The organism is Gottfriedia endophytica (assembly GCF_017814275.1).
Lineage (GTDB): Bacteria > Bacillota > Bacilli > Bacillales > Bacillaceae_G > Gottfriedia > Gottfriedia endophytica.
In genome coordinates this window covers 49,034-68,079 of record NZ_JAGIYQ010000007.1, presented here as the reverse complement: position 1 = coordinate 68,079, position 19,046 = coordinate 49,034, and the positions used below count along the sequence as shown (strand labels likewise).

At 30.6% G+C, this 19,046-nt stretch carries 20 protein-coding genes; 14 read left to right on the top strand and 6 right to left on the bottom strand.

Annotated elements, in window-relative coordinates; genetic code table 11:
- Positions 1-290 precede the first annotated feature (290 nt).
- On the bottom strand, positions 291-1,391 hold the full coding sequence (locus tag J5Y03_RS11850) for a citrate synthase/methylcitrate synthase (protein ID WP_209405864.1): 1,101 nt from the start codon (positions 1,389-1,391) through the stop codon (positions 291-293).
- A gap of 110 nt (positions 1,392-1,501) precedes the next feature.
- Here J5Y03_RS11850 and J5Y03_RS11845 point away from each other — a divergent pair, with 110 nt between their 5' ends.
- The 7 genes from J5Y03_RS11845 to J5Y03_RS11815 all read left to right on the top strand — a co-directional run bounded on the left by J5Y03_RS11845 (position 1,502) and on the right by J5Y03_RS11815 (position 7,508).
- Positions 1,502-2,380, top strand: a complete 879-nt coding sequence (locus J5Y03_RS11845; RefSeq protein WP_209405862.1) for a LysR family transcriptional regulator — start codon at positions 1,502-1,504, stop codon at positions 2,378-2,380.
- Positions 2,381-2,526: 146 nt separating this feature from the next.
- Positions 2,527-3,057 (top strand): peptide-methionine (S)-S-oxide reductase MsrA, encoded by a 531-nt coding sequence (gene msrA / locus J5Y03_RS11840; RefSeq protein ID WP_209406130.1) that lies wholly within the window; start codon positions 2,527-2,529, stop codon positions 3,055-3,057.
- A gap of 421 nt (positions 3,058-3,478) precedes the next feature.
- Positions 3,479-4,939: an MDR family MFS transporter gene (locus J5Y03_RS11835; RefSeq protein WP_209405860.1), complete on the top strand. Its 1,461-nt coding sequence runs from the start codon at positions 3,479-3,481 to the stop codon at positions 4,937-4,939.
- 47 nt (positions 4,940-4,986) lie between these two features.
- On the top strand, positions 4,987-5,922 hold the full coding sequence (rarD, locus tag J5Y03_RS11830; RefSeq protein ID WP_209405857.1) for an EamA family transporter RarD: 936 nt from the start codon (positions 4,987-4,989) through the stop codon (positions 5,920-5,922).
- A 100-nt stretch (positions 5,923-6,022) separates the two neighbouring features.
- On the top strand, positions 6,023-6,499 hold the full coding sequence (ybaK, locus tag J5Y03_RS11825; protein ID WP_209405855.1) for a Cys-tRNA(Pro) deacylase: 477 nt from the start codon (positions 6,023-6,025) through the stop codon (positions 6,497-6,499).
- A 22-nt stretch (positions 6,500-6,521) separates the two neighbouring features.
- Positions 6,522-6,791 carry a DUF1294 domain-containing protein gene (locus J5Y03_RS11820; RefSeq protein WP_322099576.1) on the top strand — a complete coding sequence of 90 codons (270 nt, stop codon included), beginning with the start codon at positions 6,522-6,524 and terminating at the stop codon, positions 6,789-6,791.
- 417 nt (positions 6,792-7,208) lie between these two features.
- Positions 7,209-7,508 (top strand): hypothetical protein, encoded by a 300-nt coding sequence (locus J5Y03_RS11815; RefSeq protein ID WP_209405853.1) that lies wholly within the window; start codon positions 7,209-7,211, stop codon positions 7,506-7,508.
- 93 nt (positions 7,509-7,601) lie between these two features.
- Here J5Y03_RS11815 and J5Y03_RS11810 read toward each other — a convergent pair whose 3' ends face one another.
- Together J5Y03_RS11810 and J5Y03_RS11805 are read right to left on the bottom strand one after the other, a co-directional pair.
- Entirely contained in the window at positions 7,602-8,819 is a 1,218-nt protein-coding gene (locus J5Y03_RS11810) for an MFS transporter (protein WP_209405851.1), read from the bottom strand.
- A 364-nt stretch (positions 8,820-9,183) separates the two neighbouring features.
- Positions 9,184-10,359 (bottom strand): alanyl-tRNA editing protein, encoded by a 1,176-nt coding sequence (locus tag J5Y03_RS11805; RefSeq protein ID WP_209405849.1) that lies wholly within the window; start codon positions 10,357-10,359, stop codon positions 9,184-9,186.
- A 176-nt stretch (positions 10,360-10,535) separates the two neighbouring features.
- Here J5Y03_RS11805 and J5Y03_RS11800 point away from each other — a divergent pair, with 176 nt between their 5' ends.
- The 3 genes from J5Y03_RS11800 to J5Y03_RS11790 all read left to right on the top strand — a co-directional run bounded on the left by J5Y03_RS11800 (position 10,536) and on the right by J5Y03_RS11790 (position 12,816).
- Entirely contained in the window at positions 10,536-10,820 is a 285-nt protein-coding gene (locus J5Y03_RS11800; RefSeq protein ID WP_209405847.1) for an autorepressor SdpR family transcription factor, read from the top strand.
- Positions 10,817-11,452, top strand: coding sequence for an SdpI family protein (locus J5Y03_RS11795; RefSeq protein WP_209405845.1), 636 nt, complete (start codon positions 10,817-10,819; stop codon positions 11,450-11,452). The genes J5Y03_RS11800 and J5Y03_RS11795 overlap by 4 nt, the downstream gene beginning before the upstream one ends.
- Before the next feature lie 290 nt (positions 11,453-11,742).
- Entirely contained in the window at positions 11,743-12,816 is a 1,074-nt protein-coding gene (locus J5Y03_RS11790) for a hypothetical protein (RefSeq protein WP_209405843.1), read from the top strand.
- Between the two features lie 283 nt (positions 12,817-13,099).
- On the opposite strand, the gene J5Y03_RS11785 is transcribed toward J5Y03_RS11790, so the two are convergent.
- Both J5Y03_RS11785 and lepB read right to left on the bottom strand, forming a co-directional pair.
- Positions 13,100-13,741: a DUF1062 domain-containing protein gene (locus J5Y03_RS11785; protein ID WP_209405841.1), complete on the bottom strand. Its 642-nt coding sequence runs from the start codon at positions 13,739-13,741 to the stop codon at positions 13,100-13,102.
- A 210-nt stretch (positions 13,742-13,951) separates the two neighbouring features.
- On the bottom strand, positions 13,952-14,491 hold the full coding sequence (gene lepB, locus J5Y03_RS11780) for a signal peptidase I (RefSeq protein WP_209405838.1): 540 nt from the start codon (positions 14,489-14,491) through the stop codon (positions 13,952-13,954).
- Positions 14,492-14,726: 235 nt separating this feature from the next.
- On the opposite strand from lepB, the gene J5Y03_RS11775 reads away from it, so the two are divergent.
- Together J5Y03_RS11775 and J5Y03_RS11770 are read left to right on the top strand one after the other, a co-directional pair.
- Complete coding sequence (locus J5Y03_RS11775) at positions 14,727-15,185, top strand: PH domain-containing protein (RefSeq protein WP_322099575.1); 459 nt, start codon at positions 14,727-14,729, stop codon at positions 15,183-15,185.
- A gap of 228 nt (positions 15,186-15,413) precedes the next feature.
- Positions 15,414-15,962: a hypothetical protein gene (locus J5Y03_RS11770; RefSeq protein WP_209405836.1), complete on the top strand. Its 549-nt coding sequence runs from the start codon at positions 15,414-15,416 to the stop codon at positions 15,960-15,962.
- A gap of 350 nt (positions 15,963-16,312) precedes the next feature.
- Here J5Y03_RS11770 and J5Y03_RS11765 read toward each other — a convergent pair whose 3' ends face one another.
- Positions 16,313-16,522 (bottom strand): hypothetical protein, encoded by a 210-nt coding sequence (locus tag J5Y03_RS11765; RefSeq protein ID WP_209405834.1) that lies wholly within the window; start codon positions 16,520-16,522, stop codon positions 16,313-16,315.
- A 314-nt stretch (positions 16,523-16,836) separates the two neighbouring features.
- Here J5Y03_RS11765 and J5Y03_RS11760 point away from each other — a divergent pair, with 314 nt between their 5' ends.
- The gene (locus tag J5Y03_RS11760) at positions 16,837-18,459 is read left to right on the top strand and encodes an ABC-F family ATP-binding cassette domain-containing protein (protein ID WP_209405832.1); all 1,623 of its coding nucleotides are present in this window, start codon (positions 16,837-16,839) and stop codon (positions 18,457-18,459) included.
- Between the two features lie 87 nt (positions 18,460-18,546).
- A complete protein-coding gene (locus J5Y03_RS11755) occupies positions 18,547-18,999 on the top strand; it encodes a YkvA family protein (RefSeq protein ID WP_209405831.1) in 453 nt (150 codons plus the stop codon).
- The last annotated feature ends 47 nt before the right edge of the window (positions 19,000-19,046 follow it).

The following is a 19,046-nucleotide window of genomic DNA, read 5'->3' as shown; positions in this document are numbered from 1 at the left end:
TTTTGAGAGTAGAAAGAAAAGAGTAGTGAACATAGTGCTTATGCAAGTAACGCTTGCCTTAGTTAAATATGGTATAAAAATATTGTTGTAGTAAATGTGGCCATTTGTAGTACAAAAAAGGATAGAAATAGCAGGAATACTTCTGTTTTTCTATCCTTTTTCTAACAGTATAATTTGTGATATTATTTAAAACCATCTACTTACAAATAATTTAAATTATTTGCTAGACTTTTAAATAAAGGAGCATCCTTGTTTTTTATAAGTTAGTGTGATAAAACTCCTTTTCGTATTTAAAATTTCACAGTTTCATTAATGAATTTTCCGATATATAAAGATTGAGGTCTGTATAAAGTATTGTCTTCTGCCTGTTCAATGACATGTGATGTCCAACCTACTATTCTACTAGCTGTAAACGTTGGTGTGAAAAGGGAAGGATCTAAATTTATTGATTTCATAATTGCAGCGGCATAAAATTCAACATTCGTATAAAGCTTTCTACCTGGTTTATATTCTTCTAATAACCTAATCGCACATTTTTCAACCTCTACTGCCAAATCTAACCATTTATCTTCACCGATTAACTTTAATAACGTTTGCTTTAACGCGATACTTCTAGGGTCGTGTGTTATATAAACACGATGACCGAATCCCATTAATTTTTCTTTTTGATTTAATTTATTTCGAATGACTTTTTCGGTGTCTCCGTCTGATGATATCTCATTTAAAAGATCAATGACCCCAGAAGGAGCCCCACCATGAAGCGGGCCTTTCATCGTACCGATAGCAGAAGTGATAGCAGAAACTAGATCAGATTCTGTAGAAGCAGTTACTCTTGCAGAAAAGGTTGAAGCATTCATTCCATGCTCCAAAGTTAAAATCATATAACTTTCAAGTGACGTTACTTGAGCACTTTGGGGTTCAGTTCCATTTAACATGTAAAGGTAGTTCTCAACATGATTCAAATTATCTCGAGGTGGAACAAAAGGCTTTCCATCTAATTTTCTTTTTCTATATGCAATAATGGTCGGGATGATTGCTGTTAATTTGATGGCTTGAGAAATTGTTGGTTTCCAACTATATTCTGATGTTCCTTCTGAAGAGATAATAGTTCTTAAAACACTCATCATTTCCATGTTGGTCGGTAAGTTATTTAATATCTCAATTTGATAAGGAGTAAGATGGCGGTTTTTTTGGAGTTCTTCTTTTAAAATTTTTAGTTCAACGTCATTTGGAAATTGACCATACCATAATAAATAAGCAACCTCTTCAAAACAATATTTGTTAGCTAAATCATTGATTTCATATCCTCGATAAACAAGCCTTCCGTTATCTCCATCAATAAAACTGATCGATGTTTCTGTTGCAACAATCCCTTTTAATCCCTTTTGCATATCAACATCTCCTTTTCATTATCTACTATTAGTGTATACAATAAACAATATTAAGAAAATTAAATCTTTTTGAAGAATGTAATTAAAAATATTAATAAGGGAGTGTAAATATGGAATTTAGTTGGCTTAACACTTTTATTACTGCAGCAGAATGTGAAAATTTTAGAAGAACAGCGGAAATTTTATATATTTCTCAGCCAACCGTTACTGTACATATTCAACTTCTAGAAAAGGAAATTGGCTCTATTCTTTTTCAACGCGATGGAAAAAGGATCAAGTTGACTGAAGAGGGCAAAAGATATCTCGCACATGCTAAAGAGCTGATAAAGGTTTATCAGCGGGGTTTAGAGGATATGAAATCACTTAGTCAAGGGTATTCATCAAAGCTTTCCATCGCGATTTCACCTTTAATAGCTGATACCATCTTACCTGCAGTGATAAAAAGATATTTAAGCAAAAATCCAGACGTAGAAATAAATGTAAAGATTATTGAATCAAACGATATGGAAAAATCTGTCCTAAATGAAGAAGTGGATCTAGGTTTATCTTGTTTAAATAGTACAAACCATGATCTATCTTGCAGACCTTTATATCAAGATAAAGTGGTCTTGGTGTCGGCGCATGACGGAAGAGACTTCGAATCTGGGCCACCTTTGGATGAAGAAGAGGTTTTAAATAATAACTACTTGCTTACACATAATCACCCTGGTTATTGGGATTTGTTACTTAAGAGAATAAAAAGCGTATATCCATCTTTAAGAATGATGAAAGTATCACAAGTGCATATCACAAAGAGGTTTATTAGAGAAGGGCTGGGTGTTTCATTTTTACCAATTTCAACTGTCCGCAGGGAGTTGTTGGAAGGTAGTTTACTTGAAGTAAACTGTCACTCTATTAGTCTACCTGATGCAAATACGTATGCCATTATGAAATATGAACACTCAAGACAAAATGAATTTTTAGATTTCATTTCAAAATTCCGCTTTTAAAGAAGTTTCTACAAACTAATCGTCAAATTTAAAGCATATAATTTGAGCTCCTTTATTATGTAGAATATACTTATAATAAATTTTATCAAATAATCTTAATAATAATTTAATTATATAAACAACATACGTAAAGGAGAATAGAGATGATCGAGAAAGCAACTTTTGCAGGGGGATGTTTCTGGTGCATGGTTACACCATTTGAAGACTTACCAGGTATTCAAGGAATTGTTTCTGGTTATATGGGGGGACATATAGAAAATCCTACTTACGAACAAGTAAAAAAAGGAACAACGGGCCATTATGAAGTGGTACAAATAACATTTGATTCAGATTTATTTCCATATGTAAAGTTACTACAATTATTCTGGCCGCAAATTGATCCGACTGATTCAGAAGGGCAGTTTCAAGATCGAGGCCCACAATATAGAGCTGCCATTTTTTATCACACGGATGAACAAAAACAATTAGCAATTCAGTCAAAGCAAGAATTAATCGATAGTAAAGTATTTAAGAAACCAATCGTGACTGAAATATTGAACGCTTCTACATTTTATCTAGCTGAGGAGTATCATCAAGATTATCACAAAAAAAATCCAAAGCATTATAAAGAAGATCGAGCGATGTCTGGTCGAGATGAGTTTATAGAGGCTAATTGGAATAATAGAAACGGTAAATAGTCTTATCTAAAGGCTACCAAGAAAATAACATTTTAAAAGATTCATTTTAGGTGAAATACCTTATTTTCATGTGCCATGGTGCGAATATTATGGGCATAGATGTCTCTTTTCTAAAAGCTTGTTGCTTTTGAGATTATTAAATTTAAAGACAGAAGTTGATTACAATGGAAGGTGCGAGACTCCTGTGGGATTAGCGGGAAGGCTGAGACCCCGCAGGCTTGCCGAGGAGGCTCAGCTCACGCCCCACGGAAAGGGAGCAACCTGGAATTGTAATCAACTAACGCATTCTTAAATAGCAACAAAGTTTACGAAAACAGTTTATCGAAATAATATAATTTTATCAATTTACGCATCTTTGTATTAAACTTATATAACGGAGCTCATTTTCGAGCTTCTTTATTTTTGAAAAAGGGGGAGCTTTATGCAAAAACAAACAAAAATTAAATTGGCAACATTAGGCTTACTATTAGCAGTCTTTTTAGCAGCAATTGAAGGAACAATTATTACAACAGCTACTCCTACAATCACAACAGATTTATCAGGTGTAGAATTAATGAGTTGGATCTTCGCCTCATATATGCTTGCGATGACAGTTACTTCACCGATTTATGGGAAATTATCTGATTTATTTGGTCGGAAAAATTTATTATTATTTGGTATCATTCTATTTATTTTAGGTTCAGCACTTTGTGGATTTGCACAAAATATGGAACAATTAATTATATTTAGGGCAATTCAAGGTTTAGGAGCTGGAGCCGCACTTCCATTAACCATGACCGTTATTGGTGATCTTTATCAATTTAATGAACGTGCGAAGGTACAAGGATTTATTAGTGCAGTGTGGGCAATTTCAAGTGTTATTGGACCACTTGTAGGTGGATTTTTTGTCGACTTTTTATCATGGAGACTAATTTTCTTTATTAATATACCTTTTGGGTTAGTATCTTGTTATCTTTTAATTAAATACCTTGATGAGACAATTGTAAAAAGTAAGAAGATCTCAATTGACTATTTAGGTGCACTTATTTTTGTTCTGAGTACATCCTCAATACTATACGCATTAGTAATTGGGGGAGATAGTCAAGATTGGTTTTCCAAAAAAATGATTTCACTTTATGTATTTTCAGCAATTTCATTTATTCTTTTTATAATAGTGGAATTTAAAGCAAAAGAACCTTTATTGCCACTATCATTATTTAAAAATCGTAATTTAGTTGTAGCCTATGGTGCAATGGTATTTGCAAACGCACTATTAATTGGGGTTGAAGTTTTTCTTCCTGTTTATAATCAAAGTGCATTAGGTAAGACAGCTACTACATCAGGTTTAACTCTTATCCCATTAACATTTAGTTGGACAATTGGGTCTTTCTTATCTGGTCGTTTATTAGCAAAGTATCATGCTAGAACCATTATTAGTATCGGTACATTCCTATGTTTAATTAGTTCAATTGGTACGTATGCATTTTTACTAAATTATCAATATAGTATTTATTTATTGAATGCTGTTTTAGGATTAGGGTGTGGAATGTCTTTTCCACTTTATATGATTATCATTCAATCATCTGTTGTAAAAAAACAACGTGGTATTGCAACTGCTGCAAATTCATTTTTAAGTACCTTTGCACAAACGTTAGGTGTATCAGTACTAGGTACAATCTTTACAATCAAAACATCTTCTTATTTAAATGGTAAAAAATTAATCTTAAATGAACACTCAATGAAAAACATGCCAAATGTTGATCTACACTCAATTCAAAACGCAGTTTCAAATAGTTATCATTTCTTAACTTTATTTGGTGTCTTATTTGCATTTATCACTTTCCTATTAGTTCTATTTTTACCAAAAAGTAATTTTGAGGAAAAGTCAGAAAGTGTAGCGTAGAAAAGAGCTTAAAAATAAGAAGATTCTCTAGAGAGAGTAGGAAAAATATGAATCAACATTACAAAGGAATTATCTATGCTTTTATAGCTTACTTACTTTGGGGAGTATTACCGATTTATTGGAAATTGGTCGAGTATGTTTCACCATTAGAAATTTTAGCACATCGGATTATTTGGTCATTTATTACGATAACATTTTTTGTCATTCTAAGTAAAAAGTGGAATAGTTTCATATCCTTATGTAAGGAATTACTTACTAATCGAAAAAAATTATTTGCTCTTATATTAGCAGCTCTGTTAATCAGTGGTAACTGGTTCATTTATATTTGGGCTGTGAATTCTAATCATATTATTGAGGCAAGTTTAGGTTATTACATTAATCCTTTAGTTAGTATATTGCTAGGGGTATTTGTATTAAAAGAAAGGTTATCAATTTGGCAATTAACAGCAGTAGTTATTGCATTTATTGGGGTAATTTATTTAACGGTCAACTTTGGTAAGTTTCCATTTATATCATTCTTGCTTGCAATTACATTTGCTCTATATGCGTTATTGAAAAAAATGATCAATTTAGATGCAACTTTTAGTTTGCTTTTAGAAACAGCAGTTGTTTTTCCAATTGCGTTAATCTATTTTGGAAAGTTAGCCGTAAGTGGGCATTCAGGATTTATAAATGGTAGTTTGATCGAAATTCCCTTATTAATAGGGGCTGGAATTGCAACGATTTTACCTCTATTATATTTTGGGAAAGCAGCGCAATTGATTCCTTTATCGTATATCGGAATTATGCAATATATTGCACCTACGATTAGTTTAATTATTGGAACTTTACTGTATCATGAAAAATTTACGAAAACACATCTAATTTCGTTTCTTTTTATATGGACAGCATGTATTCTTTTTGCATTTGCAAAAACAAAGACATTACAAAAACTTGAAATGCGTATTTTTCATAAAAAAGAAAATCAGAATCAAAGTGCATAAGTATGAGCATCCCAATGTGTTATGTATGTATCAATCGTTGTATTTACTATGTAAATAATATTGTTTTATAATGAAGTAAAAATTCGAGAGGTTGTTTGATATGGCAGTATCTAAAACAAATGCGATGAGAATACTGGATGCGAAAAAAATTCCTTATGAACTGTTTACTTATACGAATGATGATGGAAATATAGATGGAATTTCTGTTGCACAAAAGATTGGAAAAGACCATCGAATGGTATACAAAACTCTTGTAGCATCCGGACTATCAAAAAATCTATTTGTGTATATCATACCGGTGAGCGAAGAATTAGATTTAAAGAAAGCTGCAAAAGTAGCTAATGAAAAGAAGGTTGACCTAGTACCTGTAAAGGAAATTTTAAATCTTACTGGCTATATTCGTGGTGGTTGTTCTCCAGTTGGAATGAAAAAATTATATCCAACTTTTATTGATCAATCAGCGCAGGATATTCCGCAAATTATTGTCAGTGGAGGGAAAATTGGCATTCAATTACAAATTGAGGTAAGCCAATTAGTGAGTATAACGAATGCAAAGCTCGTAGAACTCATTAAATAAATAGGGAATAAGAGGTCAAATCGTGAATAATTTAGTTTTATATTTAATCATTATTAATTTAATTTCTTTATTTGTAATGGGACTCGATAAGTACCGTGCAAAACATGGAATGTGGAGAATTAGAGAGCGTACATTGTTCCTATTAGCAATAGTAGGTGGCTCTGTTGGATCAATTCTAGGTATGTACTTTTTTAGACATAAAACAAAACATGTAAAGTTTGTATTTGGATTTTGGTTTATCTTTCTAATTCAATGCGTTTTGTATTACTTCTATAGTAAAGGGACTTTTTAAACACTGTAGGATGATAAACTATTTAGTTTTGTGATGGGATTTATTTGAAAAATAAGATAAACGGATACTTCCTTATCTTTTACATAGAATAACATTACTGTGTAAAAGGAGGGATGATTATGGGACGCGGAAATGGTGGACGTAAAAATAATAGTAGTAAAAGACAACCAAACTACAAAGACCACTCTGATTTATCAGATACAAAACAAAGAAAAATTGAGGAAAAAAATAGTTAATTTTGTATTATAACAAAATAGACTACTTAAAGAGTAATTCTAGAGCTAATTCTATTCCATTAGATAGAATTAGCTCTTTTGACTTTACATAAATTAAACGTATACTGAAAGAAAAGAGGAAGCAAAAGTAATAAATGTAGTAGAGATGAAAAGCACAGGCAGAAATAAAGGTGGAATAGTAATGATAAATGAGATTTTTGGCAGAATTGAAGTACTCAAAGTAACTGAACTTGAAAATGAAAACATGACAATTTACTTCATTCAGAAAGATGAAGTAGAGGTTGCTGCAAATGACGTTGGTAGAAAAAATCCATGGAATGAAGAGTGGATCATTTTTGGGTTTGATGAAGAAACAGATGACCCAATTTTTTTAGATAAATTAACAGGGAACATATGTACAGCTTATGAATTTGAAGGTAAGTGGGAAAAGGTTGATCTTTATGAGAGTATCGGAGATTTATTCTCAGCATATGGTTTTTAATTGAGTAAACTTCAATTTAGACTTGTAAAATAAATTGCACCTCCATTGTTAAAATAAACTAACAATTGGAGGTGCAATTTTTATGACAACTCTTTAATTTGAAAAACCTTGTGTTTCTTTATTATATGGATTAACTAAATTATGCTTTTCTCTCCAAATGGAATTAAGAACAATTATAATTGAAATTGCACCGAAAATTAAAACCATATATTTTAATCCAATTGTATCCAAGAAAAAACCTGTACTAAGTAATACGATTTGCATCGCAACACGTTCAAACATACCTCTAAATGAGAAGAGTCGACCGTGATAAGATTTGTCTATGGATGTTTGATAAACGGTTGAAGCTACTGGGTAAAAGCACCCTACGCTTAAGCCGAATAAGGCAAATGAAAAAACTGACATCGAGGAGTATTTACTAAAGAATAATGATAAATGAGCAATTGCAGTTGTTGCTGTAAAGAAATACAAAAGATGATTTGGACGGAAATACTTTGTTAAATATTTAATAATAAATGCTCCAATCAAGAAACTTATACCTTCCGCAGTATATAAATAACCTTTAATAGACGCGCTGTGTTGTATATCACTAATTTTAATAACCATTAAATTAAAGCCACCGATAAAAAGTAAAGGCACAATATTTAAAATAATGACGTTAAATACAATCGGTGTGTTCTTGATAATTTTAAAGATTTCGGTAAAGTTCGTTTTCTCTTTTTCCTTTTTATTATCTGTTCTTTCAACACGTGTTTCATCTACATTAATAAAATATGTCATGACAAATAAAAATGCATATGCAATCATTGACATACCATAAATGTTTGTTAAGCTAGTCGCAACAACTAATATGCCACCAATCGACGTTCCTAAAATCCTTGCAATTGTAGCAACATTCATATGAATCCCATTTAATGTTAAAAGTTGTTCTTTTTTTACGATCAATGGAATTAATGCTTGTAATGCAGGAAAGTAGAAAGCAGCGGAGATTTGAAGAAATATTAAAAATACAATCATCAAGACAATACTATGATAATGTATTGCAAAAAACATAAAAATAACACTTAATACACGACCGAATCCGCTATACATTAACACTTTTTTCTTAGAATATTCATCTATCATTCTTCCTGCAATGGGACCTACGAACACTCCAGCAAGTAGCCCACAAAATAAAATAAATGACTTAAAAAAATCTGATGGGACATATCTTTGCATAAACTCTAAATTTCCAATTATTCCAAACCATAAACCAAGTCCTGCTCCAAATTCCCCAATAAGTACAATCCACACATTCCGATTTCTTAACATAGCTTTACCTCGATTTTTCATATATTTATTAATTTATAAGACTTATTATCATACAATTCAGATATTAAATCCATAAATATACTCTGAAAATACAGAAAATTCTTTAGGGAAGTAAATAATAACTGAATTTCAAGGAAAAGAGTTCGGAACTTCTTTATTACTAGAAGAGATGGAGAGTATGAATTTTAATGTAGAAAAATAAAATAAAATTGGAACAACCTTTTATAATCCAAAAGGTTTCTTCAATTATTATGCAACCATTAAAAAAAATCAGTTTTGTCTACTGATGTAATTAATAAAAAAAAGAGTATAAAACCTATCTGATTTTATACTCAATGAACATTTTTTAAAATATATCTTTTTACTAGATTTTTAATAATTCTTGTTTGATGAGATCAAAACTAGACTGTAATTCCACTTGGGATGAAAAAGTTGCTTGCGCCTGTGTAGCATTTCCGCCACCTTTTCCATTAAAGGAACTTATCGCATTTTTGAGTTCATTACCACAATGGAAATCTGATTTAGTGTTGCTCATAAGTAGCAATTTATTTTCACTTAAAGACATTAATAACAAGATACATTCTTTTTTTGCGTGAATTAAATTTGCTAGTTTTTGTAGATTTTTCATTGATTTATCTTCAAAGACAAACGTAACAACATTCCCATTATTATTATATATAATTTGATCTGCCTCGATTAATAAAACTTCTTCAGTTAATACTTCATTTTGTTTTTTCAATTGTTTAAGCTCTGATAATGTTGAATTGGTCTTTTCAATGATTAGATCGACATTTGTACTGTATAGAGAAGTAAAGGTAGAGATAATCTCGTTGGCCTTATGAAATTCTTGTAAAGCTCGTTTCCCGCATTTGAAATGTAGCCTCGTATTATTACGAACCTTTTCTGTTTTTAGTAATTTAATTAAACCAATTTCTCCAGTTCGAGACACATGTGTACCGCAACATGCAGAAATATCATTGTCTTTTATTTCTACAATACGAATATCTTCATCAACTTTAGGAAGCTTTCGTAGTGGAAGGGAAGATAGATCTTTCTTATCAATTATGTATGTTTTAATTTCAACATTATCATAAATTTTTTGATTAACACTTTTTTCTATGTCTAATAATTGTTGATTTGTAAGATTGTTTGTATTTAAGTCAATAGTAACGGTATCTTTTCCTAGGTGGAAACTAACTGTTTCAATATCAAATAGTTTAATTATGGTAGCTGAAAGTAAATGTTGCCCAGTATGATGTTGCATGTGGTCAAATCTACGTTCCCAGTCAATCTTACAGTCTACATTTGTTTGTAATGGTTTTCCTTCTAAAACATGGATTATTTTTGACTCTTTTTCAAATACATCAACCACATTAATGCCATCAATTTGGCCTATATCAAAAGGTTGTCCGCCACCTTCAGGATAAAAAGCTGTTTCTTCTAATTGGATATGATATTTTCCATCAACCTCAGTCATTTCAACTAGTTTTGTTTTCCACTCTGAAACATTTGGTGAATCATAATACAATTTTCTTGTCATATCCTTCAATCCCTTCATTTAGTACTGTTTAACATTATACAAGTTGATGAATGGGGATGTACATTAAATAGGTGGTGAATTTCCAAATTTAGGTTCACAAATTGAGTTGACAAATAATACCATAGGATATAGCATTTAGTTAATTAACTAAATGATGAATGGTAGAGGTGATTTCCTTGAATGAAGCATTTAAAGCCTTATCAGACCCCACGCGAAGAAAAATTTTACAGTTGTTGAAAGAGAGGAATTTATCTGCCGGAGAAATTTCGGATCATTTTAATATGTCAAAACCAAGTATTTCTCAGCATTTGAAATTATTAAAACATGCAGATTTAATCCAAGACGAGAAAATTGGTCAATTCATCTATTACTCATTAAATACAACTGTTTTTCAAGATTTAATTAGTTGGGCATATGATTTTACCCAAAAGAAAGATAAAAATGGGGGAGAAGAAAAATGAAAAAGCATTTATTTTTTATTTTAGTAATAATATCATCCATTGTTTTTTGGTTAGTAAATTTCAATAGCTTACCAGCACAAATACCTGTTCATTGGGATCTAGGTGGTGAACCGGATGGTTACTCTTCTAAATTAGGAGCATTTTTTATATTTAATGGATTTTTGATATTTATGTATTTAATGATGTTATTTCTCCCAAAAATTGATCCTAGAAAAGAAAAATATAAAAATTTTACAAAAGCATATAACATGATTATATTTACAATTTCACTTATCTTCTTTTTAATTAATATTGCTACTGTTTTATCATGTCTTGGATATAATGTTCCAATTGGAAAAATCGTGCCAATTTTAGTAGGGATACTATTTATCGTTATGGGTAACTATTTACCTCAAGTAAAATCTAATTATTTTATGGGAATTCGTACTCCTTGGACATTAAGCAATGAAGATATTTGGATTAAAACGCACAGATTAAGTGGGAAAATATGTTTTGTTGCAGGAATTGTTATATTTGTATCACCATTTTTACCTATGTATTTGAGTACGGGAATTATTATCTCAATGATTGCAATTGTTATCATTATTCCAACGGCCTATTCATATTTTATGTTTAAGAAAGGTATGAAGTAGGGGTAAGAATATTCGCAAATTGATCTATTAGAAAGTTTAATATTGCTTGTAAAGATTTAAACACTGTTTTTAAAAGAACGGTGTTTTTTTCTATCTACTAATTACTTAGCCTGAAACAGGAATATAATCGAATTTTATCGAATTTAGATAACATGAAGAAAAGCTTAATGAATACAATGCTCGTCTGAAGTGTTAAAGGAAGCTAAAGGGACTGGGCTATTGGATATTTTAGAAAAGTACAAGGAATTAATTGAATTAAAGTAATAATAACTGTAAAGGTGAATTTGAATATGGAAAAGGATTATAAGGAAAAACTTACCTATGTTTTTGAAAAACTAGGACTCAATCAATCGGAGTTAGAGTATTGTGTCAATATAGGAGAAGGTGCTTGGCATGAAGTTTATAAAATAAAGGGAAAACATAGAAAAGAACTAGTAGTCAGAATAAAAAAAGAGAAGGCATATGGTGAAATTCAAGAATTTAATAAAAACGAATTACTATCTGAATATGAATCTACAAAACTGTATTATAAACAAGCTAACGAATGCTATTCACAGTTTTGTCCTAAAGATTTTGATTACTTTATTGATCATAAAACAGTTTTTACAGTAGAAAGTTTTATGGGGAAAAGTTTGAAACTAAATGATCTCAATAATACTCAAGCATATGATTATGGGGTAATTTTAGGTGAGTTCTTTAAAAAAATGCACAATGAGAAACCAAAAATAAAAGGAATTGGAAACTTAGTTTGGGATGGGAAAAGCTTAATAGGTACTGAAAAGTTAGATGTTGAACAAATTTGGAAGAAAGAAAATGACTTCTACTTAGACACGTTAGAAAAATTAATTAAGTCACTATTAACGTTTGATCGACAAAAAGTAAGTGACAGAATACACAGTATTATTAAGTATCGAAGAAAACAATTTCAAAAAATCTCATTAGTAAATCAGGATGTAACTCCTGAGAATATTATATTTACTGAAAACAGTGTGTCTTTAATCGATCCTTATCCAAAGTTAGATTTTGAGTTTAAATTTGCAGGTTATTTCTTTTTTTGTTATAAATTTCTACTTCCTGCATATTCCAGTGCACCAAGATATATTGAAAATGAATATGAAAAAAATAGGTTAGTCTTAAGCTCAATAGCAGAAGGCTTTGCAAATCAATACACTAACGATGATCAGAAAGAATATAAAAAATTAATAGATGAATATTTACTTTGGGTTTTACTAGAGGCGTATGACCATTACAGCATTTTAAAGAAGGGGAATATAAATCAAAAAATTAAATTGAAAATGGGTGACAAAAATATATTAAAAAATAGATTGGATTTATGTTTAATGGTATTACAAGGTTTAGCCTGAAAATTAGGATTCACTTATAAATAGTAGTGTGCTTTTTGTTTTTAAGACCTCTTAATAACCTCATTTACTACAAGGGTTAGCGCCAGGAAAATACGGATTTACAACGTTAAGGAAATCCAACTATAAAAAAGCCTAATTTCTCGGTATTATAAGTGAGAAATTAGGCTTTAGTTATTTCGTTAAAGCGCTCTTTAGCGGAATACTCAATTTTAAGATAAACTTAAAGACAATAATAATGATCAACGAGCCTCACAATCAAAGAAAGGGATGTTTATTGGTGATTTTAAAATGCAAAAGTTGAGTTAATCATTTTTAGTGCATCGTAAGTAATAGTAATTTTGATTTGTTTTTCTTTTATTTTATGCTTTCTTATATTAACTTCGGGAATTGTGTATATAAAACCGTTTTCTATCATCTCCCAAAGCATTTTTCTTGAAACGTTTAATTTCTCTTTAAGTAACTTGTCTAGGCGAAGATTAAAGCTATATTGTGACTCAATGTTAATAAATATTTCTTCCGACAGGTTTTTATAAAAATCAATGTTTTCGCCTTCTGCGATATAATTAATGTTAAAAATTGCTTCTGCTTGATTACTCCTAAGTGTTTCCATATCGAAGGCATATTTCCATGCAGTTTCCTTATCATTACTTGACATTTTGTCAAATAAGCTTTTATCTATATTTACCGGGTTAATGCGAGAAAAGATAGTTACGTTCCATGTAGAATCACATTGATTACATTTATAAATTAACCATACATCTATTTTTTGTTTATTCGCATTCATTCTAAAAAGTTCACTACAATAAAATTCCTTTTTTTCCCCGCATTTATTACAGTTCCTTAGAACCAATGGTGTGCTCTTCGGCTTTATAGACCAGGTAATTATATTTTTTTCATTCATAGAGTATTTTTGTTTAAAACTCATCACTTTCACCTCGGAAAATGTTATCGGACTATTCCAAAAGTTATTTGCGTGAAAGTGTTATTTTATCATTGGTCTCACCCCTTTGATAAATTTAGAAATTAACTAATGAAGAATTCATTGGACTATACCTCACTTTCATTTAAGAATTACTTTTTATTACCAAAATTATCCTTATTCGATATTTATATCATTCAATGGGTGATTTCAGAATTACTTTGTATCTCTAATGTTCGAGAAAGGAAAGAAGACAAATTCACTGTGTCCAACGATGTCTTCCTTTGAAAAAAATCCTAAGCCATTTCGACTATCCGTACTAACTAATCGATTATCACCCATTACAAAATATTTGTTTTTTGGTACTGTAATCGGTCCAAAATCGTCTGTAAATTGGGTACCCATTTCCTTGGCTAATTTTAGATTTTGAGATAGGTAAGGTTCTTTGAATAGTACACCATTAATAAATAATTTATCATCTTTCATTTCAATCTTATCTCCAGGGAGACCAATAATCCTTTTAACGTAGTTTTCTTCTTTTCCTTTAATAATTACAATGTCTCCTCTATTAAAATTATCAATGAAATTTAATTTGTTTACGAAGATTTTTTCGTGATTATGTAACGTCGGTTCCATAGATGCACCATCTACTATATAAGGTGCAAAGAAAAACGTTTTTATTCCAAATGCCAGTCCTAAACCAATAGTTAATGTCTTTACCCAACTTTTTATTTCCTTTTTTTGGTTAATATTCATATAACTAACCTCCACTTTTTTATATATTAATTTAGTATTCTACATGGGTTTTCATAAGACCTTTCAAAATCTGGTTTTTATCTCATCCTTAAGAAGATATTGAAACATTTAAAGAAATATAAAAATATTTTGATTCAAAAGAAAAGCTAAAGAAATTACGTAGGGATACAAATTTAAAAGATGTCATTTTAGTCTATGCTTCTCGTAATTTAACTTTAGAAGAAGTGATTGGAAATTGAAGGGAGCTAAAAATATGCAGTTTCAATCAAAAATAGATAAGTATTTTTTGATATTCATATCAATTGTCATACTGATAGTTATTTCAGCATTTTTAATTCCTATGTTTTTAGATGATTCCAGATCAAGTCTAGATACTGTGATTGGATTATCATTATGTATTTTAATAATAGGCTTTATTTTATGGTGTTCCTTTTCAATAAAATATGTATTTTTAAAAGAATGTATTTTTGTTAAAGCAGGATTATTTAGAAGCAGAATACCATACGAAACTATTATTAAAGTTTCACCAACAAGTGAAATTCTAACAGGTTATCGCTTATTATCCTCCAAGGAGGGGATAGAAATATTTTATACAACAGGAATCTTAGGTAGCGTTAAAATTTCGCCTAAAAATGTTGAGAGTTTTATAGAAGAGATAAAAAAACACTGCCCTAATGCAAGAGTAATACGATAACAAAAAATTTTGTATTACTTATTTAAAGAACATAGTTCAACCCAAACAAAAGTAACAGTTGTAAATTCATTCAACCAATAATTATAAGGGTGGTGACTACTTTTCAATAATCTAAAAAACCTTTGTTTATCGTGAGAAGTTTCGTTAATGTGATTATTCTTAATTATAAGAATTTTGTAAAGGTTACTTCTCAAAATATTGTATAATAAGAGAATAGGAGGTGAGTTTATGAAAAAAATCATTTTAATCGTTGCTTTATCTGCGGGTCTGATTAGTTGTCAGAATCAAAACCTTACATTAGATACTTCAAATTTAGAAAAAATTCCACCAAAAGGAATTGGAAATATCAGTAAGGATCAACTGAAAACATTACCTATTGATTATAAAGCACCATCAACAAAAATTGCTTTAAAATCATTGCCTTTTGAAGTGAAACTTCCATCTAAATTACCTTTTGAATCTACCCCATTTAAACTTCAACAATTACAGGATGTTCGTCATGACGGTAAAACAATTCGAGTTGAATTTACAGCTTTTAATAAAGAGAAAAATAATATTAAAATGGTATCAATATTAGTAACAAATCAAAAGAATGTCACATTCGCAGGTACAAAAAAGGAAGTCAAATTGAAGAATAAAGTAAAAGGTTATATACAAGGTAAGTTAATTTACTTTAAAAATGATAACATTACTTACGAAATTGGTTACACGGCAGAAGATGGGTCGAATCTCTCAGATAAACAATTAATTGATTTAGCTAATCAAATGATCAAATAATATTAATAAATCGGACGTTCAATTGAACATCCGATTTATTTTTTCTGAAATCATCACTTTTCGTTAAGATAGAGCATAAAAAAGATGATAAAAATTTCTGTATGTCATTATATTTGGTTTCAGAAAGGAAATGAGAAATCAACGGTGAATTTTTTGAACTATTGCCGGTCAAAGTTCTCCTTATTTACCGGAATGTATGGCTTCTTCGATGATGTGTTGTTCGATTATTTTGGTGTCTTCAGGATGAAATGTATGAGATGATTTATCCAACCAAATGAATCTCACCATCAATGAGAAGGAGGTATTTTAATGTCTGTAGAGACTTCAGGAGCAGCTAGATATGATTTTCTTTACCGAGTACGGAAAAATACACCGACTTCTCCTTGCTCAGTTATTGTAAACCCATTCTGAAGAAGACAAAACACAAGCTCTCTTACTGGTGCTCCTACTTTTAAAAATTCTTTACAGGGCTTTGCACTTCCGATTATTTGAAAACTGCCAATGAGAGCAAAATTTTTTTTGTCTCTAACAATAACGATAACATCTGGAAATTTACTCACCATTTTCAACTCCTTTAGATTAAGAAATTAATACTATAGTATTCAGCTTGTTTAGAAACTCTTGGACTAAAGTGACAAGCCGAAGGGAATAGAATAATGTTATGGTGAATGCTGATGGAATTTGAATCAACCAATTTATGATGTGAACTCTCAAAATTGTAGTCTGTATTCATAATTATATAGAAGTTCTGTTGTATTAATAGATAACAGATGATAAACTAGAATAGTTAAAAATGAACCAATCTAATGAAATTAATTGTAAGTGGATTAGAGGATTATACTTCTAATCCCTTTTATATGAACGGAGGAATAAAATGATTACAGTTAGTAATGTAAGTTTACGATTTGCTGACCGCAAGTTGTTTGATGATGTAAATATAAAATTCACACCAGGTAACTGTTATGGTCTAATTGGAGCAAACGGTGCTGGAAAATCAACATTTTTAAAAATCTTATCAGGTGAAATTGATGCAAGTACTGGTGATATAAGTATTACACCTGGTGAACGTTTAGCGGTTTTAAAACAGAACCAATTTGAATATGAAGAAGTAGAAGTACTTCAAACAGTTATTATGGGACATACTCGTCTATTTGAAGTAATGAAAGAAAAAGATGCAATTTATATGAAAGAAGATTTCACTGAAGAAGACGGCATGAAAGCAGCTGAACTTGAAGGTGAATTTGCTGAATTAAATGGTTGGGAAGCTGAATCAGAAGCTGCTATTCTTTTAAAAGGCTTAGGAATTACAGATGACCTTCATACGAAAAAAATGGCTGAATTAACAGCGGGAGAAAAAGTTAAAGTTCTTCTTGCGCAAGCTCTATTCGGCCAACCTGATATTTTATTACTAGATGAGCCTACGAATAACTTGGATTTAAAAGCTGTTCAATGGTTAGAAAACTTCTTAATTAATTTTGATAATACTGTAATTGTAGTTTCCCATGACCGTCACTTCTTAAACCAAGTATGTACACACATGGCTGATCTTGATTTCGGTAAAATTCAATTATATGTTGGGAACTATGACTTCTGGTATGAATCTAGTCAGCTTGCACAACGTATGATGTCAGATCAAAACAAGAAAAAAGAAGAAAAAATTAAAGAATTACAAAACTTTATTGCGCGTTTTAGTTCAAACGCTTCTAAAGCAAAACAAGCAACTTCTCGTAAGAAGTTATTAGATAAAATTACATTAGACGATATTAGACCATCATCTCGTCGTTATCCTTTCGTTGGATTTACACCTGAACGAGAAGTAGGGAATGACTTATTAACAGTAGAAGGCCTTTCAAAAACAATTGATGGCGAAAAAGTGTTAGATAATGTTCGATTCACTGTTAACAAAGGTGATAAAATTGCTTTTGTAGGTAAAAATGACCTTGCGATTACAACTCTTTTCAAAATTCTTATGGGTGAAATGGAAGCAGATAGTGGTTCATTTAAGTGGGGTGTTACAACATCTCAAGCCTTTTTCCCAAAAGACAACTCTGAGTTCTTTGTGAAATCAGACATGAACTTAATTGAGTGGTTACGTCAATACTCACCTCAAGATGAATCAGAAAGTTTCCTTCGTGGGTTCCTTGGAAGAATGTTATTCTCTGGTGAAGAAGTAATGAAGAAAGCTTCAGTACTTTCTGGGGGAGAAAAAGTTCGTTGTATGTTGTCAAAAATGATGTTAAGTGGCGCTAACGTATTAGTATTAGATGACCCTACAAACCATTTAGACTTAGAATCAATTACAGCGTTAAATGACGGCTTGATTGCATTTAAAAGTTCAATGTTATTTACATCTCATGACCATCAATTCATTCAAACAATTGCTAACAGAATTATTGAAGTTACTCCAAACGGAATTGTTGATAAGGAAACAACTTACGATGAATTCCTTGAGAATGATGCATTACAAAAACAAGTTGAAGAATTATACAATAAATAAATTGATGACCACTAGAGCCTAGCTTTAGTGGTTTCTTTATTCCTATAACTTTCTTTGATACAATGAAAGTTAAAGGAGAGTTGAGATATGAAGATTACACCAAAAGAACGTTTTTATAAAAAGTTTTTCCAAAAAGCTTCAAGTTATTTACAAAATAAAGATAAATCTAATAGGTTATTAAAAAATGCAGTTGTCCTTTCTGCTAAGAAAAAGGGTTCTTTAAATGAAGTTTGGGAAAAATTACAGCTTCTAATCGAACTTTTTAAAGCATATATTAATGGACAATATCGTGAAATTCCAACGAAGTCAATCTTGTCAGTTATTGCAGCATTGTTATACTTTGTCAGTCCAATTGATGCAATTCCAGATTTTCTTTTAGGGTTCGGTTATATAGATGATGCGGCTGTTATAGCTTTTACGGTTAGACAAATTAGTAAAGACTTAGATTCATTTAAGCTATGGAAAGAAAAAAATGAACAAGACAAAAACACTATTCTTGATGCTGAAATCATACAAGATTCATCAAAAAAAGATGAGTAATGGAACATGCATAATTAAAAGAAATTAATAAGTTTAAAGGATTTGTA

Excerpts from the sequence above, each read along its gene's own strand:
- J5Y03_RS11850 (WP_209405864.1), bottom strand. The coding sequence starts at position 1,391 with ATGCAAAAGGGATTAAAAGGGATTGTTGCAACAGAAACATCGATCAGT.
- J5Y03_RS11845 (WP_209405862.1), top strand. The coding sequence starts at position 1,502 with ATGGAATTTAGTTGGCTTAACACTTTTATTACTGCAGCAGAATGTGAA.
- J5Y03_RS11835 (WP_209405860.1), top strand. The coding sequence starts at position 3,479 with ATGCAAAAACAAACAAAAATTAAATTGGCAACATTAGGCTTACTATTA.
- rarD (WP_209405857.1), top strand. The coding sequence starts at position 4,987 with ATGAATCAACATTACAAAGGAATTATCTATGCTTTTATAGCTTACTTA.
- ybaK (WP_209405855.1), top strand. The coding sequence starts at position 6,023 with ATGGCAGTATCTAAAACAAATGCGATGAGAATACTGGATGCGAAAAAA.
- J5Y03_RS11815 (WP_209405853.1), top strand. The coding sequence starts at position 7,209 with ATGATAAATGAGATTTTTGGCAGAATTGAAGTACTCAAAGTAACTGAA.
- J5Y03_RS11810 (WP_209405851.1), bottom strand. The coding sequence starts at position 8,819 with ATGTTAAGAAATCGGAATGTGTGGATTGTACTTATTGGGGAATTTGGA.
- J5Y03_RS11805 (WP_209405849.1), bottom strand. The coding sequence starts at position 10,359 with ATGACAAGAAAATTGTATTATGATTCACCAAATGTTTCAGAGTGGAAA.
- J5Y03_RS11795 (WP_209405845.1), top strand. The coding sequence starts at position 10,817 with ATGAAAAAGCATTTATTTTTTATTTTAGTAATAATATCATCCATTGTT.
- J5Y03_RS11790 (WP_209405843.1), top strand. The coding sequence starts at position 11,743 with ATGGAAAAGGATTATAAGGAAAAACTTACCTATGTTTTTGAAAAACTA.
- J5Y03_RS11785 (WP_209405841.1), bottom strand. The coding sequence starts at position 13,741 with ATGAGTTTTAAACAAAAATACTCTATGAATGAAAAAAATATAATTACC.
- lepB (WP_209405838.1), bottom strand. The coding sequence starts at position 14,491 with ATGAATATTAACCAAAAAAAGGAAATAAAAAGTTGGGTAAAGACATTA.
- J5Y03_RS11770 (WP_209405836.1), top strand. The coding sequence starts at position 15,414 with ATGAAAAAAATCATTTTAATCGTTGCTTTATCTGCGGGTCTGATTAGT.
- J5Y03_RS11760 (WP_209405832.1), top strand. The coding sequence starts at position 16,837 with ATGATTACAGTTAGTAATGTAAGTTTACGATTTGCTGACCGCAAGTTG.
- J5Y03_RS11755 (WP_209405831.1), top strand. The coding sequence starts at position 18,547 with ATGAAGATTACACCAAAAGAACGTTTTTATAAAAAGTTTTTCCAAAAA.